Origin of the sequence: Thermococcus sp. Bubb.Bath (assembly GCF_012027595.1) — an archaeon.
Taxonomy (GTDB): domain Archaea; phylum Methanobacteriota_B; class Thermococci; order Thermococcales; family Thermococcaceae; genus Thermococcus.
On record NZ_SNUR01000002.1, the window covers coordinates 264705 to 285851 of the forward strand.

Genomic DNA, 21147 nt, shown 5'->3' on the forward strand with positions numbered 1-21147 from the left:
ATAGGCTTTGACTTATGCTCATTTGGAGGTGAGAGTATGGGACTGAGACCTGCTAAGATTGATAGGGACGTTAAAAAGCCCGCTTACACCAGGAGAGAATACATCCGCGGTGCCCCCGGCCCGAGGATAACGATATTCGACATGGGCAACCTCTCGGCCGACTTCCAGTACGAGGTCAGCCTTCACGCTGAACAGCCCATGCAGATAAGGCAGAACGCTCTGGAGTCAATCCGTATCCATGTGAACAGGTACCTCCAGAAGACCGTCGGAAGGAGCAACTTCCACTTCAAGATAAGGGTCTATCCGTTCCAGGTTCTCAGGGAGAACCCGATGGCCACAGGCAGGAAGGCAGACCGTTACGGAAACGGCATGAGGAGGCCCTTTGGAAAGCCGATAGGTCTTGCCGCTCGCGTCAGGAAGGACCAGAAGATACTCACCGTCTGGGTGAACGAGTCCCATCTCAAGTTCGCCCTCCAGGCGGTCTACAGGGCCAGGATGAAGCTTCCCTACGGTTCCTACTACCGCATCTACGACAAGGATGGGAACGAGGTTACCACCAAGGTTCTCTCCACGATGAAGCGCTGAAGCGCAGCGCTGAAGCATGTCGGGCCCTTTGGCTGGCTTTTTCTCTTGCTTATTCTCTTTTGATTTGATGGGTTTACGTGATATCAAAATTTTGTATTTGCGAGTTTGGCATAATTTCATAATGATTATTAAAGATGCCACCTTACACTCACCGGTGGGAGAATGGTGGGCTCGTACTTTAGGGAGATGCTCCTTAAGCTTGGTCTCCCTGAGGAGAGACTCAAAGTTCTTGAAGGTAAGGGCTCCCTGGTCGAGGACGAGTTCGAGGGTATCAGATACGTCCGCTTTTGGGATTCTGCGGGGGGTTTCAGAAGGGGAACGGTCGTCTTTGAGGATGGCACCGTGGTTCTGGGATTTCCACACATAAAACGGGTCGTCAGCTTGAGAACGGTATAAGGCGGGTTTTCAAGAAGGGACCATTCTACGTTGAGGAAAAGGTCGACGGCTACAACGTCCGCGTCGTCAGGGTTAGGGACAAAGTTCTGGCGATAACCAGCGGTGGCTTTGTCTGCCCTTCTACTCCTGGCCTAGTCTCTCAACGAGCTCCTCAAGGACGTCGCGGAACCTGGCCGCGTCGACCCATTTTATCCCCATCTTCTGGGCCCAGGTGAGTATCTCGACGTCTGCCGAGACGATAGTCGCGTCGAGCTCCTTGGCCAGGAGTATAAGCTTGAAGTCTTCCTTGCTGTCCACTATCCCCTCACGGAGGCTCTCCTGTAGTTTCTCCTCAGTTTCTGGATGATTTTGTCGATGTCCTCCTCGACCAGGCTTTCTCTCACGGCCTTCTCCGCCACCCAGGGCCCCTTATCAATCCTTCTTCTCAGGTCGTCTATAAGCTCGTAAATCACAAAGGCTGGAATCTTGATATCGTGGACGTTGGGGGATTTTTCCACGAGGTAGAGTTCCACCCCCGGTGAGACTTCCTCTATATCGATGAAGTGCACTATCTCCCCTATAAACACTGGTTTAAACGTAGAACTCAACCTTTCCGAATAACCTTTCAGCGTAGCCCAGAAAGGTTTTCATGGCCCAGGGAGTTCTCGCCGAACTCTCCCCTTACGTTGGGGTTGACAAAGACGCTCGTATCGAGGACGAACCTCATTCCCACCACAACTCTAGCTATGCTATCATGTTTAAAACCGTTTCATTCTCTGCTTGGGGAAGTGGTGAAGTTCTACCAACTGAATGGGGGGTCCTTGTTGCAGAATCACTTTTTTGCAAGGTTTTGGGGAGCTATATAGGCGGTGGTTGGGGGTGTGGGGCGGAGCTCCTAGTAAATTTAAGGAAAAAGGAAGGTGGGGAAACGTAGTTTCCCTGGTTTCTAAGAAACTTTGCTGAGCAAAGTTTCATCAAAGTTTGTGGTTCTTATTAAAGGTGTTATTCTCAGGGCGATTTTCCTGGAAATTTGCTGTTGGATTGGAATTCCAATTTTAGCGGCCTTGTTTTCTGTGAGTTTGCTTTGTAATCGACGCCCGTAGGGCGTCAAGGTGAGAAAAACTCCTTTCCAATTGAGCATGCTCGAAGAATTCGCTCACTTTTTAGCTTCGTTTATTGTAAAAATCCCCGCAGAATGGCAATTCTAAAAGGAACCACGAACCTTGATCAAACTTCGCGCAGGCGAAGTTTGTTTGCAAAAAAATTTCACACCCTCCAACCCAAAAGAGGGTGGAGGAGTTCGAAAGCCTTTTAAATAGTCTCCACAGACCCCAGTCCAGCGTTGGAGCTACCATATCAAAGGATGACGGAAAAATGGCCTGGCACGTCTTCATTCCCGATTCACTCCTCGAAGAGACCGACGATCCAAAGATCAGGACGTACAAAGTCGGACAGATAGCCAGGGCCTGCGCAATCTTTGGCGTCGAGCACATATGGATTTATAGGGCAGGCGGGAAGGACGGAAACTTCATCAAGACGATCCTCGAGTACGCGGAAACGCCCCAGTACCTCAGGAAAAGGCTGTTCCCCCTCATGCCGGAGCTCAAGTACGTCGGCGTCATCCCGCCGCTGAGAACCCCCCACCACAAGCTCAAGGGAAAACCAAAGGTCGGCGAAATCCGTGAGGGCTTTGCCTTCAGGAAGGGAAAGCGGACCTATGCTGACATAGGCCTCGACGATCTTGCAATGGTAGAAGGGGACGTCGAAGGGCGCGCAACGTTCAGAATCGTCTCGACAAAGCCGCTCAGAGTTACACCAGCAGAACCAGAGGAGTACTGGGGGTACAGGGTTCACCTCACGAGGAAACCGCTGGCGAAAACACTTAAAAAGGCCAGGCTGGATTTGGTCATCGCGACCTCTCGGAGGGGTCGTGACATTAGGGACGTGAAGCTTCCCCCGCTGGAGGGGGAGGTCGGATTGGTCTTTGGCTCACCGAGGAAGGGCGTGAGGGAGCTCCTCGGAGAGGAAGATTATCCCTTTGATCTAATACTCAACACGGTCCCAAATCAGCGGACGGCTACGGTCCGTACTGAAGAGGCCGTGCTGGCGACGCTCGCTGTGTTTAATCTCATAAGGAGGGATTGAGATGGGAAAGGTACACAGGCCAAGGAGAGGTTCACTGGCTTACTCCCCCAGAAAAAGGGCCAGGAGTGTGGTCCCCAGGATTAAGACATGGCCTCAGGACAGCGAAGTCAGGATGCTGGGCTTCGCCGGATACAAGGCCGGCATGACTCACATCCTCATGGTCGACGACAGGCCAGGGCTCACGAAGGGCAAGGAGATCTTCATGCCGGTTACGGTAGTTGAGGTCCCGCCGCTCTTCGTCTACGGCATAAGGGCCTACAGGCAGGGTTACCTCGGTCTTGAGACTGCGACAGAGGTCTGGTTCCACGATCTTCACAAGCATATCAAGAGGAGGATAAAGACCCTGCCGAAGGACTACAACGAGGAGGCCTTCCAGGCCAAGCTCGGCCAGTTTGAGGACCTCATCAACGATGGTGAGATAGTCGATGTAAGGCTCCTCGTCCACACCCAGCCGTGGCTCGTCAAGCTCAAGAAGAAGCCCGAAGTCATGGAGTACGCCATAGGCGGCGGCGACGTTGCCGCCAAGTTCGCCTACGCTAGGGAGAAGATAGGCAACGAGCTCCGCGCAAGCGAGGTTCTCCACGAGGGAGAGCTCCTCGACGTTATAGCCGTCACAAAGGGTAAGGGAACCCAGGGCCCGGTCAAGCGCTGGGGCGTCAAGATACAGTTCCACAAGGCCCAGCGTGCCGGAAAGGCCAGGCACATCGGTAACCTCGGTCCGTGGCACCCGACCAGGGTCATGTGGACCGTTCCGCTCGCGGGTCAGATGGGCTTTCACCACAGGACAGAGTTCAACAAGAGGCTCATAGCGATAGGCGAGAACGGCAAGCTCAAGCTCGACGAGAAGAACGAGGTTGAGATCACCCCGAAGGGAGGCTTCCCACACTACGGGGTCATAAGGAGCGACTTCCTCCTCATCCAGGGAACCGTTCCGGGTTCCTTCAAGAGGATCGTCAGGGTCAGGCCGGCCATAAGGGCACCGAAGAAGAGGCCGCCCGTTGAGAGGCCGCAGATCACATACGTCAGTAGGGAGTCCAAGCAGTGAGGTGAGATAGATGAAGGTTAAGGTGTTTAACCTTGAAGGCGAGCCGGTAGAGGAGATTGAGCTTCCAAGGGTCTTTGGCACTCCTTTCAGGCCCGACCTCATCAGGAGGGCCGTCATCGCTTCCTGGACCCACAGGATACAGCCCAAGGGAAGGAGCCCCTACGCGGGTAAGAGAAGGGTCACCGAGAACATCGGAAAGGGCCACGGAATGGCCAGGGTTGAGAGGATAAAGACCTCCCCAAGGTTCGCAGCTTTCGTGCCCTTCGCCGTGGGTGGAAGGAGAACCCACCCGCCGAAGGTCGAGAAGATAATCTGGGAGGACATCAACAAGAAGGAGAGAAGGCTCGCCATAATGAGCGCCATCGCTGCCACCGCCAACTACGACCTTGTGAGGGCTAGGGGCCACGTGGTTGACAACGTCCTGCAGGTTCCCATCATCGTTACCGACGACCTCCAGAAGGTCTTCAAGACTGCCCAGACTAGGGAGATCTTCAAGAAGCTCGGTGTCTGGGACGACATCGAGAGGGCTAAAAGGAACACCAAGATCCGGGCCGGAAAGGGCAAGATGCGCGGTAGGAAGTACAAGAAGGCCAAGGGCCCACTCCTGGTCGTTGCCAAGAACGAGGGTATCGTTCAGGGAGCCAGGAACCACCCTGGTGTTGACATCGTGACCGTTGACAACCTCAGCGCAGAGCTCCTCGCTCCGGGTACTCACCCTGGGAGGTTGACCATATGGACCAAGGGCGCTATAGAGAGGCTTAGGGAGATTTACGGGTGATGAGAGATGGATCCGTACAAGGTTATTGTCAAGCCGGTCGTTACGGAAAAGGCGGTCTCCCTTATTGAGAGGGAGAACAAGCTCACCTTCGTGGTCGATAAGAGGGCCACAAAGCAGGATATCAAGATGGCCGTGGAAGCGATGTTCGACGTTAAGGTCGAGAAGGTCAACACCCTCATCACCATGAAGGGCGAAAAGAGGGCTTACGTGAAGCTCAAGCCCGAATACAACGCCAGTGAGATCGCTGCCAGGATAGGATTGTTCTGAGGTGAGGTGAGATGGGAAAGAGTTTGATTCAGCAGAGGAGGGGTAAGGGCACCACGACCTTCCGCGCTCCATCCCACCGTTACAGGGGTGCGGTCAGGTACGTTCCGCTCAACCTCACGAAGGATGAGACCCTCATTGGCAAGGTCGTCGAGATAATGCACGACCCCGGGAGGACCGCCCCGGTCGCGAGGGTCAAATTCAACAACGGCATGGAGAAGCTCATCATAGCTCCGGAAGGAATACTCGTCGGTGAGGAGATAGCCATCGGACCGAAGGCCCCGGTAAAGGTAGGCAACTCCCTTCCACTCGCTATGATACCTGAGGGAAGCTATGTCTATGACATTGAAGGCAGGCCAGGGGACGGCGGTAAGTACGTTAGGGCCGGCGGTTCCTACGCCCTCGTCGTCAGCAGGGAGAAGGACAAGGTCATAGTTCAGCTTCCGAGCGGTGAGCTCAAGCAGTTCCACCCTGCATGCAGGGCTACCATCGGCGTCGTTGCCGGCGGTGGAAGGCTTGAGAAGCCGATAGTCAAGGCAGGTAAGGCCTACTACATCGCGAAAGCTAGAAACAGGTTCTGGCCGAAGCCGAGGGGCGTCAAGATGAACGCCGTCAACCACCCGCACGGTGGTAAGGAGCACCACATAGGAAGGCCCTCGACCGTTTCGAGAAGAGCCCCGCCCGGAAGGAAGGTTGGTCACATAGCCGCGAGAAGAGTTGGTAGGAGGAAGTGATGAAGATGGCGAGAAAGAAGGAGTTTAAGTACAGGGGTTATTCCTTTGAGGAACTCCTCAACATGTCACTTGAAGACTTTGCCAAGCTCCTTCCGAGCAGGCAGAGGAGGAGCCTTAAGAGGGGCCTTAGCCCGGAGCAGAAGAAGCTCCTCAGGAAGATAAGGCTCGCAAAGAAGGGCAGGTACAGCAAGCCGATAAGGACCCACAGCAGGGACATGGTCATCCTCCCAGAGATGGTCGGCATGACCATCCACGTTCACAACGGGAAGGAGTTCGTCCCGATCGAGATACAGGATGAGATGATAGGCCACTACCTCGGAGAGTTTGCCCTCACGAGGAAGATCGTCCAGCATGGCTCACCGGGTGTCGGTGCCACCAGGTCATCGATGTTCGTTGCGGTGAAGTGAGGTGGTTTAGATGAGCAGGGGCAGATTTTCCTACTCATTCCAAAATTTTGACTCCGAGAGGATGGCGAGGGCGAGCGGAAGGGACCTCAGGATGTCTCCCAAGCACACCGTTGAACTCCTCAGGGAGATAAGGGGTATGATGGTCAACGACGCTCTCCGCTACCTCGACGACGTTATAGCTAAGAAGAGACCGGTTCCACTCAGGAAGCACCACGACAGCCAGGGTCACAAACCGGGCAGGGGCTTCGGTCCCGGAAGGTACCCGGTCAAGGTCGCCAAGAACGTCAAGAAGATACTCCTCAACGCCAAGAACAACGCGGAGCAGAAGGGCCTCGACGTGGATATGCTCAAGATAGTCCACGCGGCAGCCCACAGGGGCCCCGTTCTCAGGGGTTACACACCCAAGGCCTTCGGAAGGGCGACACCCTTCAACGAGGAGACCACTCATGTGGAGATAGTCGTCGAGGAGATTAGGAGGTGAGACTTTGGCGATTGAGAGATACTTCATCAAAGAGAACGTTAAGGAGATGCTCATCGACGAGTACCTTGAGAAGGAGCTCAGAAGGGCCGGCTACGGAGGAATAGACATAAAGAAGACCCCCCTTGGAGCTAAGGTCGTCATATTTGCGGCCAGCCCTGGATACGTCATTGGTAGGGGCGGCAGGAAGATAAGGGAGCTCACCAGGATCCTTGAGAAGGACTTCGGGCTTGAGAACCCGCAGATTGAGGTCGAGGAGATCAAGAACCCCTATCTCAACGCTAAGGTTCAGGCCGTCAGGCTCGCCCAGGCCCTTGAGAGGGGCGTCCACTTCAGGAGGGCAGCCTACTCTGCCATAAGGGCCATCATGAGGAACGGTGCTCGCGGTGTTGAGATAAGGCTCAGCGGAAAGCTCACGGGTGAGAGAGCCAAGAGCGTCCGCTTCTACCAAGGCTACCTCGCCAAGGTTGGAAACCCGGCTGAGACCCTCGTCAGCAGGGGCTACGCCCAGGCCCAGCTCAAGCTCGGTGTCATCGGCGTTAAGGTCTCAATCATGCCACCCGACGCAAGGCTTCCGGACGAGATAGAGGTTCTTGAGAAGCCGGTCGTTGAGGAGGTGAGCTCCAATGAAGCCCAGTGAGATTAGGGACATGAGCATTGACGAGATTGATGAGAAGCTCGGGCAGCTCCGTCTCGAACTCGCCAAGGAGAGGGGAATGCTCACCATGGGGACGTCCACCGAGAACCCCATGGTCATTCGTGACCTCAGGCGCGACATCGCGCGCCTGCTGACTATAAGGAAGGAGAAACTTTCGAGGAAAAGGTGATGTTTAGTGCCCAGGATTGTTAACCCTCTGGATGAGATGCTGTTTAAGGAAGTCCTGAAGGAGCAGCAGAGGATACGTGTCTACGTGGAGAGAGCCCGCTACGGCAAGCTCAAGACCATAATAGAGGGCATAGATGATAAGGAGTTCGACCTCGACGATATTGCAAAAAAGCTGAAGGCGAAGCTGGCATGCGGCGGAACGGTGAAGAAGGGAAGGATAGAGCTTCAGGGAGACCACAGGGACAGAATCAAAACCCTACTTGGGGGGCTTGGATTTTCAGAGGAGCTCATCGAGGTCGAGTAACTAGGAAAAACATAGTGTGGCACGAGCTGATAGGGCTGAAAGCAAAGGTTATAAGGGCATCTCATCCAGAGCTGGTTGGCATCGAGGGCTACGTCCTTGATGAGACGCGTAACACTCTCACCATCCTGGGTGATAGGGTCTGGACCGTGCCGAAGGACGTCGCCGAGTTTGAGTTTAAGACGGCCGCCGGCGAACGGATCGTGGTGGATGGAACCAAACTGGTTGGGAGACCTGAGATGAGACTGAAGAAGAGGTGGCGGAAATGAGAGAGATCGGATTGAACGTTCAGCCTCCCGCTGAAAAATGTAATGATCCAAACTGCCCGTGGCACGGGCACCTCAAGATACACGGCAGGTACTTCGAGGGAGTTGTCGTCAGCGACAAGGGCAAGAAGACAGTCGTCGTTGAGAGACAGCACTACAAGTACCTCAAGAAGTATGAGAGGTACGAGCTCAGGAGGAGCAGGGTTCACGCCCACAATCCAGAGTGCATCGATGCGAAGGTCGGCGACAGGGTTCTCATAGCCGAGACAAGGCCTATAAGCAAGACCAAGAGCTTCGTCGTCGTTGCCATAACCCAGAAGGCAGAGAGGGCAGAGGAGGTGTGATGGATGGCCAAGAAGGGTGCGGGTGCTACCAGAGGTATAAGTCCGGTTAGGCCAACGCGCGCTCTCCCCATCGGTGCCTACCTAAAGGTCGCCGACAACAGCGGCGCCAAGGTCATTCAGATCATAGGTGTCGTTGGTTACAAGGGTACCAGGAGGAGGCTCGCCTCCGCTGGCGTTGGGGACATGGTCATAGCGGCGGTCAAGAAGGGAAGGCCTGACATCAGGCACCAGGTAGTCAGGGCCATTGTAGTAAGGCAGAGAAAGGAGTACAGAAGGCTTGACGGCATGCGCGTTAAGTTCGAGGACAACGCGGCGGCAATAGTTACCCCAGAAGGTGTCCCAAGGGGCACCGAGATCAGGGGTGCGATAGCTAGAGAAGCCGCCGAGCGCTGGGTCAGGCTCGGCAGCATAGCGAGCATAGTTTTGTGAGAAGGAGGGTGAGAAGATGAGGCTTAACTCCAAACAGCCCAAGAAGCAGAGGAAGTTCCTCCACAACGCTCCCCTTCACCTCAGGCAGAAGCTCATGAGCGCTCCCCTCAGCAGGGAGTTGAGGGAGAAGTACGGAGTAAGGAACCTTCCCATTCGGGAGGGAGACAAGGTAAAGATCGTGAGGGGAGACTTCAAGGGTCCTGAAGAGAGGAAGGTCATGGAAGTAGACCTCAAGAGATACAGGATACATGTTGAGGGGGTAACCCAGAAAAAGGGCGATGGTACGGAGGTCTTCTATCCGCTTCATCCGTCCAACGTGGTTATAACCGACCTGAACCTTGATGACCCGGAGAGAAAGAAGATAATTGAGAGGAGGGCTGGCTGATGGCGAGGAAAGGAGCCAAGAGGCACCTTAAGAGGCTTGCCGCCCCAACTTCGTGGTACATTCACAGGAAGACCTACAAGTGGGCGGTCAGGCCAAGGGCGGGCCCGCACAGCATGGGGACTTCAATCCCGCTCATCTACATAGTTAGGGACTACCTCGGCTATGCAAAGACCGCGAGGGAAGCCAGGAAGATACTCAACGAGGGCAAGATTCTCGTTGATGGAAAGGTCAGGAAGGACTACAAGTTCCCAGTTGGTATTATGGACGTTATCTCAATCCCCGAGACCGGAGAGCACTACAGGGTTCTTTCAAACAGGATCGGGAAGCTCATACTCCACCCGATAAGTGCGGAAGAGGCCAAGATCAAGCCCCTGCGCATAAACAACAAGAGGATGGTCAAGGGCGCCAAGGTTCAGCTCAACCTCCACGACGGCAGCAACCACCTTGTTACAATGGCAGAAAAAGACGGCTTTATGACCGCCTACACGATCCTCATGAAGGTTCCTGAGAGAGAGATCGTTGAGGTTCTCCCGTTCGACATCGGGGCTTATGTCTTCGTTACCCAGGGTAAGAACGTCGCGAGAAAAGGTAAGGTCATCGAGGTCAGGCAGTTCCCAATGGGCTGGCCGGACGTCGTTACAATAGAGGACGAGAACGGCGAAAAGTTCGACACCCTGAAGAAGTACGCCTTCGTCGTGGGCAAGGATAAGCCCCAGATTTCCCTTCCGTGAGGTGAGAGGAGATGGAGATAAACAGAGAGGCAATAATAACTGACTGGGAAGCTCATCCCATGAGGAAGCCTCGCATAGCCAAGCTCACCATCAACATAGGCGTTGGTGAGAGCGGCGAGAGGCTTACCAAGGCCGAGACCATGCTTGAGAGCCTCGTTGGCCAGAAGCCGATAAGGAGGAGGGCCAAGCAGACCAACAGGGACTTTGGAATCAGGCGTGGTGAGCCGATAGCCGTTAAGGTCACCCTCCGCGGTGAGAAGGCATACCAGATGCTTGACAGGCTCCTCGAGGCAGTTGACAGGAAGCTGAAGGCAAGCAACTTCGACGAACACGGCAACTTCTGCTTTGGAATCCAGGAGCACATCAACATCCCCGGCGTTGAGTACGACCCTGAGATCGGTATCTTTGGTATGGACGTTTGTGTGACCCTTGAAAGGCCCGGTTATCGCGTTGCCAAGAGGAAGAGGCAGAGGAAGAAGCTCCCGACCAGACACAAGCTGACTAAGGAAGAAGGTATCGTCTTCGCTATGGAAGAGTTGAAGGCCAAGGTGGAGGGATTGTGAGATGGCGAAGGCTGATTACAACAAGAAGAAGCCCAGGAAGTTCGGGAAGGGCGCGAGAAGATGCATGCGCTGTGGCCAGTACGGCCCGGTTATCAGGATCCACGGACTCATGCTGTGTAGGCACTGCTTCCGCGAGATAGCTCCGAAGCTGGGCTTTAAGAAATACGAGTGAGGTGAGGAGAGATGACGTTGCTTGACCCGCTGGCAAATGCCCTTTCACATATAACCAACAGCGAGAGGGTTGGAAAGGAAGAGGTCTACCTCAAGCCGGCTTCCAAGCTCATGGGTGAGGTTCTCAGGGTTATGCAGGAGAACGGCTACATCGGCGAGTTCGAGTTCATTGACGATGGAAGGGCCGGGATATACAGGGTTCAGCTCATAGGCAAGATCAACAGGGCAGGTGCCATAAAGCCGCGCTTCCCGGTTAAGGCTAGGGAGTACGAGAAGTGGGAAAAGAGGTTTCTCCCGGCATTCGAGTTCGGTATACTCATAGTCTCAACGTCCCAGGGAGTTATGACCCACAAGGAAGCCATTGAGAATGGAATCGGTGGCAGACTGATAGCCTACGTGTATTAGCGGGGTGAAATGAGATGCCTGTTGACGCGTGGATACGGGAGGAAGTTGAGATCCCAGAGGGAGTCGAGGTCACTGTTGAGGGGAATACTGTCAAGGTCAAGGGGCCGAAGGGAAAGCTCCAGAGGGAGCTCAAGTACCCTGGCGTTAAGATCCTCATTGAGGACGGTAAGGTTGCCGTCTTCAAGGAGTTCCCCCGGAAGAAGGACATAGCCATCGCTAGAACCTTCAAAGCGCACATAGCCAACATGATCAATGGGGTTACCGAGGGCTTCACCTACAAGCTCAAGGTGCTGTACAGCCACTTCCCCATGACCGTCAAGGTTCAGGGAGACGAGGTCGTCATAGAGAACTTCCTCGGTGAGAAGAACCCGAGGAGGGCCAAGATACTCCCCGGCGTTACCGTCAAGGTCATGGGCCAGGAAATCGTAGTGGAGAGCATAGACAGGGAGAGGGCTGGTCAGACCGCCGCCAACATCGAACAGGCCACCAAGATAAACAAGTGGGACCGGCGCGTCTTCCAGGATGGTATTTACATCGTTGAGAAGGCGGGTAGGCCGATAAGGTTCTGAGGTGTGAGAAATGAACGAGAAGGCGAGACTCCTTAAGATTAGGGCCCAGCTCAAGAGGAAAAAGCCGAGGTTCCTCAGGCAGGAATGGTGGCGCTATCCGAAGTTCAAGAACAACCCGAAGTGGAGAAAACCCAAGGGAATAGACAGCAAGATGAGGCTCAAGAAGAAGGGCAAGGCCCGCTCACCGAGCATAGGCTGGAGCTCACCTAGGGCCGTTAGGAGACTCCACCCGAGTGGGTACGAGGAAGTCCTCGTCCACAACGTTAGGGAGCTTGAGGCCATAGACCCAACCAGGCAGGTGGCAAGGATAGCCGGAACCGTCGGCGCCAGAAAGAGAGAAATGATACTCGCCAGGGCTAAGGAGCTTGGCGTGAAGGTACTCAACCCGTGAGGTGAGGCTCATGCTCAAGATGCAGAGAAGGATTGCCGCTGACCTGTTGAAATGCGGTGAGAACAGGGTCTGGATTGACCCTGAGAAGATTGATGAGGTTGCCTCTGCCATAACCCGTGAGGACGTTAAGAGGCTCATTCACGACGGTGTCATCAAGAAGAAGCCGGTTAAGGGACAGAGCAGGGCCAGGGCTAGGGCCTACCAGGAGGCCAAGAAGAAGGGCCGCCACAGGGGCCCTGGAAGCAGGAAGGGTAAGAAGACCGCTAGAATGGGCAGGAAAGAGCGCTGGATGATGACCATAAGGGCCCTTAGGAAAGAGCTCAGAACCCTCAAAGCAGAGGGTAAGTTTGACGAACACACCTACAGGAGGCTCTACATCAGGGCCAAAGGTGGCCAGTTCAAGAACAAGAGGCAGCTCTACATGTTCATGCAGGAGCACGGTATCCTGAAGGAGTGAGGTGAGAGAGATGGCACACGGACCAAGGTATAAGGTTCCGTTCAGGAGAAGAAGGGAGGGAAGGACTAACTATCACAAGAGGCTTGCTCTCCTCAAGTCTGGCAAGCCTAGACTCGTTGTGAGAAAGACCCTCAACCACCACGTTGCCCAGATCGTAGTCTACGACCCGAAGGGTGACAAAACACTCGTTTCAGCCCACACCAGGGAGCTCGTGAGGGACTTCGGCTGGAAGGGTCACGGAGGAAACACACCAAGCGCCTACCTGCTCGGTCTCCTCATCGGCTACAAGGCTAAGGGGGCTGGGATAGAGGAGGCTATCCTTGACATAGGTCTCCACCCACCGACTAGGGGCTCGAGCATATTCGCGGTCCTCAAGGGTGCCGTTGATGCCGGCCTGAACGTCCCACACAGCGAGGAAATATACCCGGATGACTACAGGATAAACGGTGAGCACGTTGCCAACTACGCCAAGGCCCTCAAGGAGGAGGACGAGAGCCTCTACAGGAGGCAGTTCGGTGGATACCTCGTCAGGGGCCTTGAGCCTGAGAAGCTCCCTGAGCACTTTGAAGAGGTTAAGTCAAAGATAATCGAGAAGTTTGAGGGGGCGAGAGAATGAGCGACCCGAGAGAGATGGCCCAGCGTGTTCTTGAGGAGTGGGAGCCGAGGACCAAGCTCGGCAAGCTCGTCAAGGAAGGTCAGATAACTGACATTCATGAGATATTCCGCAAGGGTTACCAGATCAAGGAGCCGGAGATCGTTGATGTCCTCCTTCCGGAGGTCAACATGAGGGAAAACCAGGAAGTCCTCGACATAGCCCTCACCGTCAGAATGACCGACAGTGGCAGGAGGATCCGCTTCAGGGTTCTCGCCGCTGTGGGCAACAGGGACGGCTATGTTGGCCTTGGAATCGGTCATGGAAGGGAAGTCGGTATAGCCATCAGGAAGGCCATCAACTACGCAAAGATGAACATCATCGAGATCAAGCGCGGCTGCGGTTCCTGGGAGTGCAGGTGCAGACGGCCGCACTCAATTCCGTTCGCCGTCGAGGGTAAAGAGGGAAGCGTCAGGGTCAAGCTCATGCCGGGACCGCGTGGCCTTGGACTGGTCATCGGTGACGTCGGCAAGAAGATACTCAGCCTTGCTGGAGTTCAGGACATCTGGTCTCAGACCCTCGGTGAGACGAGAACCACCGTCAACTTCGCCAGGGCCGTCTTCAACGCGCTCTACAACACCAACAGTGTTGCCGTTAAGCCGGAGGACATCGAGCGCTACGGTATAATAGTCGGAAGGGAGATGCCGACCAACTTCCAGGTTGAGTGAGGTGAGAGAAGATGGCAAAGCTTGCACTCATCAGGCTTAGGAGCGGGATAAGGGCGAAGGGTGAGGTGAGAGACACCCTCGCCATGCTCCGCCTTCACAGGATCAACCACCTCGTCCTCGTTGACGACACCCCAAGCTACAAGGGCATGGTTCAGAAGGTCAAGGACTACGTAACATGGGGCGAGATAGACAAGGGAACCCTTGCGGCCCTCATAAGGAAGAGGGGTAGGCTCATAGGCAACAGGCCTGTAACAGATGAGTACACCCAGGAGAAGCTTGGAATGAGCATCGATGAGTTCGCCGAGAAGGTCGTCAACGGCGAGATGAAGCTCACAGATTTGCCCAACATCAAGCCCGTCTTCAGGCTCCACCCGCCGAGGGGGGGACTGAAGGGCAGCAAGAAGCGCTCCTTTAAGGAAGGTGGAGCGCTCGGTTACCGCGGCGAGAAGATAAACGGGCTCATTGAGAGAATGCTCTGAGGTGGCGAGAGATGATAAGGAGGAAGAGGAAGGTTAGGAAGCTTCGCGGAAGTCACACTCACGGATGGGGTTGCAAGAAGAAGCACCGCGGTGGTGGAAGCAAGGGCGGTAAGGGTATGGCAGGTACCGGAAAGAGGAAGGACCAGAAGTTCACGTGGGTCATAAAGTACGCCCCAGACAGGCTCGGCAAGAGGGGCTTCCACAGACCGAAGGCAGTTCAGTACACCCCGCAGACCATAAACCTCAATGACATCGACGAGAACTTTGAGCTCTTCAAGGACGCTGGCATAATCTACGAGGAAGAAGGGAAGCTCGTCTTCGACGCAACCGCGCTGGGCATTGACAAGGTACTCGGAACCGGGAAGCTCACTAGGTCTCTCGTTGTCAAGGCCTACTACGTCACCCCGAAGGCCGAGGAGAAGATCAAGGCCGCGGGCGGCGAGGTTCTCCTCGCCTGATTATTTCTTTCCAAAAACTACCAGGGTGTTGAAAAATGGGCGTCCGGGAATTAACTTACGCCATGGAAAGATGGCTTCCAGAGGTAGAACGACCCAAGAGGCGAGTTCCTCTGAAGGAGAAGTTTATGTGGACTGGTATCGTCCTCCTGCTGTACTTCGTCCTCGCTGAAATCCCCCTTTATGGTGTTCCTAAAACCATTCAGGATTATTTCGCGTCCCTGAGATTCGTTCTTGCCGGTAGGAACGGCTCTCTGCTCACCCTTGGTATCGGTCCAATCGTCACCGCTGGAATCATCCTCCAGCTTCTCGTTGGTTCCGAGATACTCAAGCTTGATCTCTCCAACCCGGAGGATAGAAGGTTCTACCAGGCCCTGCAGAGGTTGTTCTCCGTGTTCATGGCCTTCTTCGAGGCTGCCATCTACGTCTTGGCCGGTGCATTTGGTAGGATAGACACTGGACTTGGAGCGTTCCAGATCTTCCAATCTGCCCAAGGGCATTATGCTGCTATAGGCGTTGGCCTAGCTATACTGGTGATACTCCAGCTTGGCTTTGGTTCCAGTATGTTGATACTCTTAGATGAACTCGTCAGCAAGTGGGGAATAGGAAGCGGTATCAGCCTCTTCATCGCCGCGGGTGTTTCACAGCAGGTTATGGTCAAGTCCCTGAACCCTCTCCCCTTGCCTCAGAACCCGAACGAGTTGAGCGGTGCAATTCCTGCGTTTATCCAGCACCTGGCACACGGTGACCTGTGGGGTGCAATCTACAGGGGTCCGGGAATACCAGACATGACCAATCTGCTGGCGACTATACTGGTCTTCCTTGTAGTAGTTTACCTTGAGAGCATGCGCGTTGAGATACCTCTCAGCTATGGAAGGGTCACCGTCAGGGGGAGGTATCCGATAAGGTTCATGTACGTCAGCAACATCCCTATCATCCTAACAGTGGCCCTCTACGCCAACGTTCAGCTCTGGGCTAGACTACTCTCGAGTAGGGGCATCAACTGGCTTGGAACTTTTCAGGGTAACGTTCCGGTCTCGGGCCTTGCCAAATATACCTATCCCCCGTACGATATTTACCAGCTTATTCACAACCCGCTTCAGGCCACTGTCTATGGGCTGCAGACGATATTTTGGTCTATAATATTTGGATTCCTGTGGGTTGAACTTACCGGACTCGACGCTAAGAGTATAGCCAAGCAGCTTCAGAGCTCGGGACTACAGATACCAGGATTCAGAAGGGACCCCAGGATACTCGAGAGAGTCCTCAACAGGTACATCCCGTACGTTACTTTCTGGGGTTCGTTCACACTAGCCATAGTTGCGGTGTTGGCAAACTTCCTCGGTGCCCTTGGTACTGGAACGGGAATCCTCCTAACGGTCGGTATTCTCTACAGGTTCTACGAGGAGATAGCCAGAGAACAGGCCACGGAGATGTTCCCGGTACTGAGGAAGTTCTTCGCCAAGTGACCATTTTTCATTCTTTACTTAACTCTTTTAAACCGATGGTCTTATTCTACTTGGATACTGGATGGGTGGTGTTCATGCCGTTTGTGGTGATGATAACGGGCATTCCTGGTGTCGGAAAGAGTACTATCACGAGACTGGCCCTTCAGAAGGTGAACATCAAGTTTCGCCTAGTGAACTTTGGCGATCTGATGTTCGAGGAGGCAGTGGAAAGTGGGTTGGTTCACCACAGGGACGAGATGAGGAAGTTAGATCCGATGATACAAAAAGAGCTTCAACTTAAGGCCGCCAGAAAGATAGTAGGGATAGCGCGGAAGGAGCCCGTTCTTCTCGACACCCATGCCACTATACGGACCCCTATGGGCTACCTCCTCGGCTTTCCAAGGGAGGTAATTGAGACCATACGACCAAACTTCGTCGTCATAATAGAGGCAACGCCCAGCGAGATACTGGGAAGGCGCCTCCGTGACCTCAAGAGGGACAGAGACGTCGAGACCGAGGAACAGATAGAGAGGCACCAAGACCTCAACAGGGCCGCCGCGATAAGCTACGCGATGCACTCCGATGCCCTTATAAAGGTGATCGAAAACCATGAAGACAAAGGACTGGAAGAGGCCGTTAACGAGCTTGTTGGAGTACTAAACCTGGCGGTGAGAGAGTATGATTGAGGAGATATACACCTTCCTGGACAACATCTTCGGGGGTTACATAGCCCAGCACCCTCTGCTTGCAATAACCATCGCGGGCTTCCTTATCGGCGGTTCGTATACGCTGATCTACTACTTCTTTACGGACATAGAGAAGACAAGAAAAGTCCAGAAGATGGCGAAGGAGATACAGAAGGAGATGAGGGAGGCCCAGAAATCGGGGGATGAGAAGAAACTAAAGAAGGTGCAGCAGAAACAGATGGAGCTCATGAAAATGCAGAGCGAGATGATGAAGCAGCAGATGGTTCCGATGCTCCTGACGCTCCCGATATTCTGGATATTCTTCCAGTGGCTCAGGAGATGGTACGTTGAGGTTGCCATAGTCAAGTCCCCGTTCAACTTCTTCCTCTTCGGTTGGTTCCATAGCTGGTATCACTCGGCCCTCAGGCCGGATGAGCTTGGATACTTCGGCTGGTACATCCTTTCGAGCTACGTCATTGGAATGGTGCTCAGAAAATTCCTGGATATGGGTTAAATTTAAAAACGCTCCCCTGAAAGGAAAGGCGAGGTGAGAGACATGAAGGCGATGTACAGGTCAAGGTCATGGAGGAGAAAGTACGTCAGGACTCCCAGCGGGAGAACCGTCATCCACTTCGAGAGAAGGAAGCCGAAGGTGGCCCACTGTCCCATGTGCGGCAGGCCGCTCAACGGTGTTCCGCGCGGAAGGCCGAGCGAAATCGGAAAACTCTCAAAGACCCAGAGGAGGCCAGAGAGGCCCTATCCGAACCTCTGTCCGGACTGCATGAGAAAGGTCATGAAGGCCCAGGTCAGGGCCGGGATCTCCCTCTGATGAATGAGGTGCTAACATGCCAAAGGGCTGCCTCGTGATAACCGTCAGCGGACCCGGCGGTTCTGGAACCACAACCCTGTGCCGGAACCTCGCAAGGTACTATGGCTTCAAGCACATATACGCGGGTTTAATATTCCGCCAGATGGCGAAAGAGATGGGAATGACCCTGCAGGAGTTTCAGAAATACGTTGAGCTCCACCCAGAGATTGATAGGGAAGTCGATAAGAGGCAGGTCGAGGCAGCCAAGGAGTGCAACGTCGTTATTGAGGGCCGCCTCGCGGGCTGGATGGTTAGGGACGCTGACCTGAAGATATGGCTCGATGCTCCCATGATGGAGCGTGCGAAGAGGGTTGCCAGAAGGGAAGGCATCTCCGTTGAGGAGGCCTACGTCCAAACTGCCGAGAGGGAGAAGCAGAACAGGAAAAGGTATTTAAACCTCTATGGCATTGACATCGAGGACAGGTCGATTTATGATTTAATCATCAATACTGCAAAATGGGGTCCCGATGGGGTCTTCGCCATCGTGAAGGCCGCCATCGACCACCTTTCCCCGACGGTGACGCGGGGCAACAAAAACTGAGGAGGTGGGATGAATGCCAGCTATGGAAGTTGGAAGGATTGCCGTCGTTATTGCCGGAAGGAGAGCCGGTCAGAAGGTCGTCGTCGTTGACATCATCGACAGGAACTTCGTCCTCGTTACCGGCGCTGGACTGAACAAGGTCAAGCGCAGGAGGATGAACGTCAAGCACCTCGAGCCCCTTCCGGAGAAGGTCAACATCGAGCGCGGCGCCGACGACGAGGCCGTCAAGGCCACCCTCGAGCAGGCTGGAATCAGCCTTGAGTGAGAGGTCCTTCGGCCTCTTCTTACTTCTTTGATAACTGGATCGTTTTTGAAATCCCCGATGCTATTTTTGCTTGGGGGTCTATGAGTATGAATACCTCAGCATTTTTCAGTCCGGTTACGTTCAGAGTGTACGTTCTGAAGAAGCTCTGTTGAGGTTTTAGGGATTCTTCTACATTCAGCAGTGTCTTCCCACTTGGAGACTTTAGGTTCACAACTCCGGTATGAGTTTTGGCGGTGTCATCGTTTATTATACTAACGTTGAGGCTGAGAATCTCCCCATTCAACGTTATTCCAACGCTTACGTTGAGATTGTTGTTCATGTAACCGAGCATCTCGCTCTTTGGTATGTTGCTCGGCGTTGAGTTGTTTCCCTGCTCGTACCACTGGCCAAAGGCTATGCCTGCAACTATAGCCACAATGACTAAAACCAAGGTTATTTCTTTTCTCATGAGTCCCATCGAAAATGGTAGCTACTTTACATTATTTAATATTTTCGATGCCTTTAATTAACTAACTTGTCGTTCGTCGACTTTATAAAGGAGATATTCAACTTACACTGATAACGCTCATCGGTGATGCTCATGGTGAGGAACGAAGTGAGGAGAATCCTCCCCGCTGATATCAAGAGGGAAGTGGTTGTGAAGGACGATAAGGCGGAGACCAACCCCAAGTGGGGCTTCCCGCCGGAGAAGAGGCCGATTGAGATGCACATGCAGTTCGGCATAATAAACCTGGACAAGCCACCTGGGCCGACGAGCCACGAGGTCGTTGCTTGGATTAAAAAGCTCCTGAACCTGAGCAAGGCCGGCCACGGTGGAACCCTCGACCCAAAGGTCAGCGGTATTTTACCGGTCGCCCTTGAGAGGGCAACAAGAGTTGTGCAGGCCCTCCTCCCGGCTGGAAAGGAGTACGTCGCATTAATGCACCTCCACGGCGACGTCCCGGAGGGGAGGATAAGGGCCGTCATGAAGGAGTTCCAGGGAGAGATAATCCAGAGGCCCCCCCTGAGGAGCGCGGTCAAGAGAAGGCTGAGGACGAGGAAGGTCTACTACATAGAAGTGCTTGAGATAGACGGAAGGGACGTCCTCTTCCGCGTTGGGGTCGAGGCCGGTACCTACATCCGTTCGCTCATTCACCACCTCGGCCTGGCTTTGGGGGTTGGGGCGCACATGGCCGAGCTCAGGAGAACGAGGAGCGGCCCCTTCAAGGAGGACGAGACCCTCGTGACCCTCCACGACCTCATCGACTACTACCACTTCTGGAAGGAGGACGGAATAGAAGAATACTTCAGAAAGGCTATCCAGCCTATGGAGAAGGCTGTAGAGCACCTGCCCAAGGTGTGGATTAGAGACTCGGCGGTTTCAGCCGTAACCCACGGTGCCGACTTGGCCGTCCCGGGCATAGTTAAGCTCCACAAGGGCATGAAGAAGGGCGACCTCGTTGCAGTAATGACGCTCAAAGACGAACTTGTGGCTCTGGGTAAGGCAACGATGACCACCGGTGAGATACTCCAGAAGAGCAAGGGCATAGCGGTCGATGTGGACAAAGTCTTCATGCCGAGGGACTGGTATCCTAAGCTTTGGAAGGATAAAGAGTGAGCCCTCTTCCCTTCTTCTGGGTGTTTTCCATGAGGAGGAGAAGGGGGGGGCCTCCGGCTGATAATTGAGACCGTTGTTGGTTTAATTTCCATATTCATGGCCCTCCTCTTTTTGGGAGCCCACGGTAATGGAGATACTATAGATGCTAGCTGCTCGTGACGATGTTTGTCCTTCTTCCGTTCTTCGGGGTTTCTGTGACCTTCTTCATCGGCCGCTATCTTGAGAAGCATGGTTACCAGAAGGAGGATGTTAAGCGGCTTCACATAATCCTTGAGGAGAACTGGGGAAGAGGCAGGTTTGTGAAGGACGTACAGGAAATAATTGGCCATCACATAATTGCTTGGTATCTACTCAGTATGGCCCTCTTTTTGACTGGAAACGTTGTGGGGGCGGCAATTTCCGTGGTCGCCATGTTTCTGGAAATTTTTTCGTTTATCCCCATCTTCCTCCTCATGGTTCAGTGGACAATGGACATTCCCTTTTCTTTATACGCTCTCGCCTCTGGGGAGGAATAGACAGTGACGTCTGCTAGGAACGCCGGCCTGTGGATTATAAAGGCCTCTCCCTGTTTAGTGCCGGTTTGGTGGTTGGTGTCTACCTCCTGGGGCGTATGGTAGAAAGCTCTCTTCCCTTGAGATGGTCGAGGACCTTTTGAAGATGGGTAGGAACGATCAGCTCCTCAAAAACCTTCTCCTTCTGTCCGTGCAGAGTACCGCCTTTGGTGCCGTTGAAGCTTACCTCTTCCCGAAGCGAAAAAAGCTGGCCTTCCTTGTCCTTGCTGTTGCGGTCTCGGGTGCGGTCATTGTGTGGGATGTGCTACGGGGCGCTTGAGTTCCTTC

The 21147-nt window shown here is 54.1% G+C and carries 36 protein-coding genes and 2 pseudogenes; 36 read left to right on the top strand and 2 right to left on the bottom strand.

The window, feature by feature from the left end; translation table 11 throughout:
- Positions 1 to 36: 36 nt before the first annotated feature.
- Both E3E29_RS06595 and E3E29_RS06600 read left to right on the top strand, forming a co-directional pair.
- Entirely contained in the window at positions 37 to 585 is a 549-nt protein-coding gene (locus E3E29_RS06595; RefSeq protein ID WP_167910170.1) for a 50S ribosomal protein L16, read from the top strand.
- A 162-nt stretch (positions 586 to 747) separates the two neighbouring features.
- Positions 748 to 1106: pseudogene (locus E3E29_RS06600) on the top strand (RNA ligase); the annotation flags it as partial.
- Here E3E29_RS06600 and E3E29_RS06605 read toward each other — a convergent pair.
- Positions 1102 to 1687: pseudogene (locus E3E29_RS06605) on the bottom strand (RNA ligase partner protein). The pseudogenes E3E29_RS06600 and E3E29_RS06605 overlap by 5 nt on opposite strands.
- 647 nt (positions 1688 to 2334) lie before the next feature.
- Between E3E29_RS06605 and E3E29_RS06610 the strand changes: the two are divergent.
- The 31 genes from E3E29_RS06610 (at position 2335) to E3E29_RS06760 (ending at position 18711) form a co-directional block, all read left to right on the top strand.
- Complete coding sequence (locus E3E29_RS06610) at positions 2335 to 3105, top strand: putative RNA uridine N3 methyltransferase (protein ID WP_167910313.1); 771 nt, start codon at positions 2335 to 2337, stop codon at positions 3103 to 3105.
- A 1-nt stretch (position 3106) separates the two neighbouring features.
- Positions 3107 to 4150, top strand: a complete 1044-nt coding sequence (locus E3E29_RS06615; RefSeq protein WP_167910171.1) for a 50S ribosomal protein L3 — start codon at positions 3107 to 3109, stop codon at positions 4148 to 4150.
- 10 nt (positions 4151 to 4160) lie between these two features.
- On the top strand, positions 4161 to 4928 hold the full coding sequence (gene rpl4p, locus E3E29_RS06620) for a 50S ribosomal protein L4 (protein ID WP_167910172.1): 768 nt from the start codon (positions 4161 to 4163) through the stop codon (positions 4926 to 4928).
- 6 nt (positions 4929 to 4934) lie between these two features.
- Positions 4935 to 5195 carry a 50S ribosomal protein L23 gene (locus E3E29_RS06625; RefSeq protein WP_167910173.1) on the top strand — a complete coding sequence of 87 codons (261 nt, stop codon included), beginning with the start codon at positions 4935 to 4937 and terminating at the stop codon, positions 5193 to 5195.
- 11 nt (positions 5196 to 5206) lie between these two features.
- Complete coding sequence (locus E3E29_RS06630) at positions 5207 to 5926, top strand: 50S ribosomal protein L2 (RefSeq protein ID WP_167910174.1); 720 nt, start codon at positions 5207 to 5209, stop codon at positions 5924 to 5926.
- A gap of 5 nt (positions 5927 to 5931) precedes the next feature.
- Positions 5932 to 6333 (top strand): 30S ribosomal protein S19, encoded by a 402-nt coding sequence (locus tag E3E29_RS06635; protein WP_167910314.1) that lies wholly within the window; start codon positions 5932 to 5934, stop codon positions 6331 to 6333.
- A 10-nt stretch (positions 6334 to 6343) separates the two neighbouring features.
- A complete protein-coding gene (gene rplV, locus E3E29_RS06640) occupies positions 6344 to 6814 on the top strand; it encodes a 50S ribosomal protein L22 (protein ID WP_167910175.1) in 471 nt (156 codons plus the stop codon).
- Between the two features lie 4 nt (positions 6815 to 6818).
- Positions 6819 to 7451, top strand: a complete 633-nt coding sequence (locus E3E29_RS06645) for a 30S ribosomal protein S3 (RefSeq protein ID WP_167910176.1) — start codon at positions 6819 to 6821, stop codon at positions 7449 to 7451.
- Positions 7438 to 7638 (top strand): 50S ribosomal protein L29, encoded by a 201-nt coding sequence (gene rpmC, locus E3E29_RS06650; protein WP_167910177.1) that lies wholly within the window; start codon positions 7438 to 7440, stop codon positions 7636 to 7638. Before E3E29_RS06645 ends, rpmC begins: the two co-directional genes overlap by 14 nt.
- Positions 7639 to 7674: 36 nt before the next feature.
- Positions 7675 to 7941 (top strand): translation initiation factor, encoded by a 267-nt coding sequence (locus tag E3E29_RS06655; protein WP_206205833.1) that lies wholly within the window; start codon positions 7675 to 7677, stop codon positions 7939 to 7941.
- Positions 7827 to 8207: a ribonuclease P protein component 1 gene (locus E3E29_RS06660; RefSeq protein WP_167910179.1), complete on the top strand. Its 381-nt coding sequence runs from the start codon at positions 7827 to 7829 to the stop codon at positions 8205 to 8207. The genes E3E29_RS06655 and E3E29_RS06660 overlap by 115 nt, the downstream gene beginning before the upstream one ends.
- Complete coding sequence (locus E3E29_RS06665; protein ID WP_167910180.1) at positions 8204 to 8548, top strand: 30S ribosomal protein S17; 345 nt, start codon at positions 8204 to 8206, stop codon at positions 8546 to 8548. The genes E3E29_RS06660 and E3E29_RS06665 overlap by 4 nt, the downstream gene beginning before the upstream one ends.
- Positions 8549 to 8551: 3 nt before the next feature.
- On the top strand, positions 8552 to 8977 hold the full coding sequence (locus tag E3E29_RS06670) for a 50S ribosomal protein L14 (RefSeq protein ID WP_167910181.1): 426 nt from the start codon (positions 8552 to 8554) through the stop codon (positions 8975 to 8977).
- A gap of 16 nt (positions 8978 to 8993) precedes the next feature.
- Positions 8994 to 9362, top strand: a complete 369-nt coding sequence (gene rplX, locus E3E29_RS06675) for a 50S ribosomal protein L24 (RefSeq protein ID WP_167910182.1) — start codon at positions 8994 to 8996, stop codon at positions 9360 to 9362.
- Positions 9362 to 10093, top strand: a complete 732-nt coding sequence (locus E3E29_RS06680; RefSeq protein WP_167910183.1) for a 30S ribosomal protein S4e — start codon at positions 9362 to 9364, stop codon at positions 10091 to 10093. The genes rplX and E3E29_RS06680 overlap by 1 nt, the downstream gene beginning before the upstream one ends.
- An 11-nt stretch (positions 10094 to 10104) precedes the next feature.
- A complete protein-coding gene (locus E3E29_RS06685) occupies positions 10105 to 10656 on the top strand; it encodes a 50S ribosomal protein L5 (RefSeq protein WP_167910184.1) in 552 nt (183 codons plus the stop codon).
- 1 nt (position 10657) lies between these two features.
- Entirely contained in the window at positions 10658 to 10828 is a 171-nt protein-coding gene (locus tag E3E29_RS06690) for a 30S ribosomal protein S14 (RefSeq protein WP_167910185.1), read from the top strand.
- 11 nt (positions 10829 to 10839) lie between these two features.
- Complete coding sequence (locus E3E29_RS06695; RefSeq protein ID WP_167910186.1) at positions 10840 to 11232, top strand: 30S ribosomal protein S8; 393 nt, start codon at positions 10840 to 10842, stop codon at positions 11230 to 11232.
- 14 nt (positions 11233 to 11246) lie between these two features.
- Complete coding sequence (locus E3E29_RS06700) at positions 11247 to 11801, top strand: 50S ribosomal protein L6 (protein ID WP_167910187.1); 555 nt, start codon at positions 11247 to 11249, stop codon at positions 11799 to 11801.
- Between the two features lie 10 nt (positions 11802 to 11811).
- The gene (locus E3E29_RS06705; protein ID WP_167910188.1) at positions 11812 to 12192 is read left to right on the top strand and encodes a 50S ribosomal protein L32e; all 381 of its coding nucleotides are present in this window, start codon (positions 11812 to 11814) and stop codon (positions 12190 to 12192) included.
- A 10-nt stretch (positions 12193 to 12202) separates the two neighbouring features.
- On the top strand, positions 12203 to 12649 hold the full coding sequence (locus E3E29_RS06710; protein ID WP_167910189.1) for a 50S ribosomal protein L19e: 447 nt from the start codon (positions 12203 to 12205) through the stop codon (positions 12647 to 12649).
- 10 nt (positions 12650 to 12659) lie between these two features.
- A complete protein-coding gene (locus E3E29_RS06715; RefSeq protein ID WP_167910190.1) occupies positions 12660 to 13265 on the top strand; it encodes a 50S ribosomal protein L18 in 606 nt (201 codons plus the stop codon).
- Positions 13262 to 13969 carry a 30S ribosomal protein S5 gene (gene rpsE, locus E3E29_RS06720; protein WP_167910191.1) on the top strand — a complete coding sequence of 236 codons (708 nt, stop codon included), beginning with the start codon at positions 13262 to 13264 and terminating at the stop codon, positions 13967 to 13969. The genes E3E29_RS06715 and rpsE overlap by 4 nt, the downstream gene beginning before the upstream one ends.
- Before the next feature lie 11 nt (positions 13970 to 13980).
- Positions 13981 to 14448 carry a 50S ribosomal protein L30 gene (locus E3E29_RS06725; protein ID WP_167910192.1) on the top strand — a complete coding sequence of 156 codons (468 nt, stop codon included), beginning with the start codon at positions 13981 to 13983 and terminating at the stop codon, positions 14446 to 14448.
- Between the two features lie 11 nt (positions 14449 to 14459).
- Positions 14460 to 14906, top strand: a complete 447-nt coding sequence (locus tag E3E29_RS06730) for an uL15 family ribosomal protein (RefSeq protein WP_167910193.1) — start codon at positions 14460 to 14462, stop codon at positions 14904 to 14906.
- Positions 14907 to 14941: 35 nt separating this feature from the next.
- Positions 14942 to 16372, top strand: a complete 1431-nt coding sequence (gene secY / locus E3E29_RS06735; protein ID WP_167910194.1) for a preprotein translocase subunit SecY — start codon at positions 14942 to 14944, stop codon at positions 16370 to 16372.
- A 74-nt stretch (positions 16373 to 16446) separates the two neighbouring features.
- Positions 16447 to 17037, top strand: a complete 591-nt coding sequence (locus tag E3E29_RS06740) for an adenylate kinase (RefSeq protein WP_167910195.1) — start codon at positions 16447 to 16449, stop codon at positions 17035 to 17037.
- The gene (locus tag E3E29_RS06745) at positions 17030 to 17551 is read left to right on the top strand and encodes an EMC3/TMCO1 family protein (protein WP_167910196.1); all 522 of its coding nucleotides are present in this window, start codon (positions 17030 to 17032) and stop codon (positions 17549 to 17551) included. Before E3E29_RS06740 ends, E3E29_RS06745 begins: the two co-directional genes overlap by 8 nt.
- 42 nt (positions 17552 to 17593) lie before the next feature.
- Positions 17594 to 17866 (top strand): 50S ribosomal protein L34e, encoded by a 273-nt coding sequence (locus E3E29_RS06750; RefSeq protein ID WP_167910197.1) that lies wholly within the window; start codon positions 17594 to 17596, stop codon positions 17864 to 17866.
- A gap of 16 nt (positions 17867 to 17882) precedes the next feature.
- The gene (gene cmk / locus E3E29_RS06755) at positions 17883 to 18446 is read left to right on the top strand and encodes a (d)CMP kinase (RefSeq protein ID WP_167910198.1); all 564 of its coding nucleotides are present in this window, start codon (positions 17883 to 17885) and stop codon (positions 18444 to 18446) included.
- 13 nt (positions 18447 to 18459) lie between these two features.
- The gene (locus E3E29_RS06760; protein WP_167910199.1) at positions 18460 to 18711 is read left to right on the top strand and encodes a 50S ribosomal protein L14e; all 252 of its coding nucleotides are present in this window, start codon (positions 18460 to 18462) and stop codon (positions 18709 to 18711) included.
- 19 nt (positions 18712 to 18730) lie between these two features.
- On the opposite strand, the gene E3E29_RS06765 is transcribed toward E3E29_RS06760, so the two are convergent.
- On the bottom strand, positions 18731 to 19168 hold the full coding sequence (locus E3E29_RS06765) for a hypothetical protein (RefSeq protein WP_167910200.1): 438 nt from the start codon (positions 19166 to 19168) through the stop codon (positions 18731 to 18733).
- A gap of 123 nt (positions 19169 to 19291) precedes the next feature.
- On the opposite strand from E3E29_RS06765, the gene E3E29_RS06770 reads away from it, so the two are divergent.
- From E3E29_RS06770 to E3E29_RS06780, 3 genes are all read left to right on the top strand, one after another.
- Entirely contained in the window at positions 19292 to 20308 is a 1017-nt protein-coding gene (locus tag E3E29_RS06770) for an RNA-guided pseudouridylation complex pseudouridine synthase subunit Cbf5 (protein WP_167910315.1), read from the top strand.
- A gap of 155 nt (positions 20309 to 20463) precedes the next feature.
- Positions 20464 to 20823 carry a hypothetical protein gene (locus E3E29_RS06775; protein ID WP_167910201.1) on the top strand — a complete coding sequence of 120 codons (360 nt, stop codon included), beginning with the start codon at positions 20464 to 20466 and terminating at the stop codon, positions 20821 to 20823.
- Positions 20824 to 20959: 136 nt separating this feature from the next.
- Positions 20960 to 21139 (top strand): hypothetical protein, encoded by a 180-nt coding sequence (locus E3E29_RS06780; RefSeq protein ID WP_206205820.1) that lies wholly within the window; start codon positions 20960 to 20962, stop codon positions 21137 to 21139.
- The last annotated feature ends 8 nt before the right edge of the window (positions 21140 to 21147 follow it).

Bases quoted from the DNA above. Each gene is read 5' to 3' on its own strand.
- E3E29_RS06740 (WP_167910195.1), top strand. From the start codon at position 16,447: ATGCCGTTTGTGGTGATGATAACGGGCATTCCTGGTGTCGGAAAGAGT.
- E3E29_RS06770 (WP_167910315.1), top strand. From the start codon at position 19,292: ATGGTGAGGAACGAAGTGAGGAGAATCCTCCCCGCTGATATCAAGAGG.
- rpl4p (WP_167910172.1), top strand. From the start codon at position 4,161: ATGAAGGTTAAGGTGTTTAACCTTGAAGGCGAGCCGGTAGAGGAGATT.
- E3E29_RS06630 (WP_167910174.1), top strand. From the start codon at position 5,207: ATGGGAAAGAGTTTGATTCAGCAGAGGAGGGGTAAGGGCACCACGACC.
- E3E29_RS06665 (WP_167910180.1), top strand. From the start codon at position 8,204: ATGAGAGAGATCGGATTGAACGTTCAGCCTCCCGCTGAAAAATGTAAT.
- rplX (WP_167910182.1), top strand. From the start codon at position 8,994: ATGAGGCTTAACTCCAAACAGCCCAAGAAGCAGAGGAAGTTCCTCCAC.
- E3E29_RS06635 (WP_167910314.1), top strand. From the start codon at position 5,932: ATGGCGAGAAAGAAGGAGTTTAAGTACAGGGGTTATTCCTTTGAGGAA.
- E3E29_RS06705 (WP_167910188.1), top strand. From the start codon at position 11,812: ATGAACGAGAAGGCGAGACTCCTTAAGATTAGGGCCCAGCTCAAGAGG.
- E3E29_RS06695 (WP_167910186.1), top strand. From the start codon at position 10,840: ATGACGTTGCTTGACCCGCTGGCAAATGCCCTTTCACATATAACCAAC.
- E3E29_RS06745 (WP_167910196.1), top strand. From the start codon at position 17,030: ATGATTGAGGAGATATACACCTTCCTGGACAACATCTTCGGGGGTTAC.
- E3E29_RS06595 (WP_167910170.1), top strand. From the start codon at position 37: ATGGGACTGAGACCTGCTAAGATTGATAGGGACGTTAAAAAGCCCGCT.
- E3E29_RS06625 (WP_167910173.1), top strand. From the start codon at position 4,935: ATGGATCCGTACAAGGTTATTGTCAAGCCGGTCGTTACGGAAAAGGCG.
- secY (WP_167910194.1), top strand. From the start codon at position 14,942: ATGGGCGTCCGGGAATTAACTTACGCCATGGAAAGATGGCTTCCAGAG.
- E3E29_RS06710 (WP_167910189.1), top strand. From the start codon at position 12,203: ATGCTCAAGATGCAGAGAAGGATTGCCGCTGACCTGTTGAAATGCGGT.
- E3E29_RS06750 (WP_167910197.1), top strand. From the start codon at position 17,594: ATGAAGGCGATGTACAGGTCAAGGTCATGGAGGAGAAAGTACGTCAGG.
- E3E29_RS06730 (WP_167910193.1), top strand. From the start codon at position 14,460: ATGATAAGGAGGAAGAGGAAGGTTAGGAAGCTTCGCGGAAGTCACACT.
- E3E29_RS06660 (WP_167910179.1), top strand. From the start codon at position 7,827: ATGCGGCGGAACGGTGAAGAAGGGAAGGATAGAGCTTCAGGGAGACCA.
- cmk (WP_167910198.1), top strand. From the start codon at position 17,883: ATGCCAAAGGGCTGCCTCGTGATAACCGTCAGCGGACCCGGCGGTTCT.
- E3E29_RS06690 (WP_167910185.1), top strand. From the start codon at position 10,658: ATGGCGAAGGCTGATTACAACAAGAAGAAGCCCAGGAAGTTCGGGAAG.
- E3E29_RS06615 (WP_167910171.1), top strand. From the start codon at position 3,107: ATGGGAAAGGTACACAGGCCAAGGAGAGGTTCACTGGCTTACTCCCCC.
- E3E29_RS06725 (WP_167910192.1), top strand. From the start codon at position 13,981: ATGGCAAAGCTTGCACTCATCAGGCTTAGGAGCGGGATAAGGGCGAAG.
- E3E29_RS06715 (WP_167910190.1), top strand. From the start codon at position 12,660: ATGGCACACGGACCAAGGTATAAGGTTCCGTTCAGGAGAAGAAGGGAG.
- E3E29_RS06700 (WP_167910187.1), top strand. From the start codon at position 11,247: ATGCCTGTTGACGCGTGGATACGGGAGGAAGTTGAGATCCCAGAGGGA.
- rpsE (WP_167910191.1), top strand. From the start codon at position 13,262: ATGAGCGACCCGAGAGAGATGGCCCAGCGTGTTCTTGAGGAGTGGGAG.
- E3E29_RS06760 (WP_167910199.1), top strand. From the start codon at position 18,460: ATGCCAGCTATGGAAGTTGGAAGGATTGCCGTCGTTATTGCCGGAAGG.
- rpmC (WP_167910177.1), top strand. From the start codon at position 7,438: ATGAAGCCCAGTGAGATTAGGGACATGAGCATTGACGAGATTGATGAG.
- E3E29_RS06670 (WP_167910181.1), top strand. From the start codon at position 8,552: ATGGCCAAGAAGGGTGCGGGTGCTACCAGAGGTATAAGTCCGGTTAGG.
- E3E29_RS06655 (WP_206205833.1), top strand. From the start codon at position 7,675: ATGCTGTTTAAGGAAGTCCTGAAGGAGCAGCAGAGGATACGTGTCTAC.
- E3E29_RS06610 (WP_167910313.1), top strand. From the start codon at position 2,335: ATGGCCTGGCACGTCTTCATTCCCGATTCACTCCTCGAAGAGACCGAC.
- E3E29_RS06685 (WP_167910184.1), top strand. From the start codon at position 10,105: ATGGAGATAAACAGAGAGGCAATAATAACTGACTGGGAAGCTCATCCC.
- rplV (WP_167910175.1), top strand. From the start codon at position 6,344: ATGAGCAGGGGCAGATTTTCCTACTCATTCCAAAATTTTGACTCCGAG.
- E3E29_RS06680 (WP_167910183.1), top strand. From the start codon at position 9,362: ATGGCGAGGAAAGGAGCCAAGAGGCACCTTAAGAGGCTTGCCGCCCCA.
- E3E29_RS06765 (WP_167910200.1), bottom strand. From the start codon at position 19,168: ATGGGACTCATGAGAAAAGAAATAACCTTGGTTTTAGTCATTGTGGCT.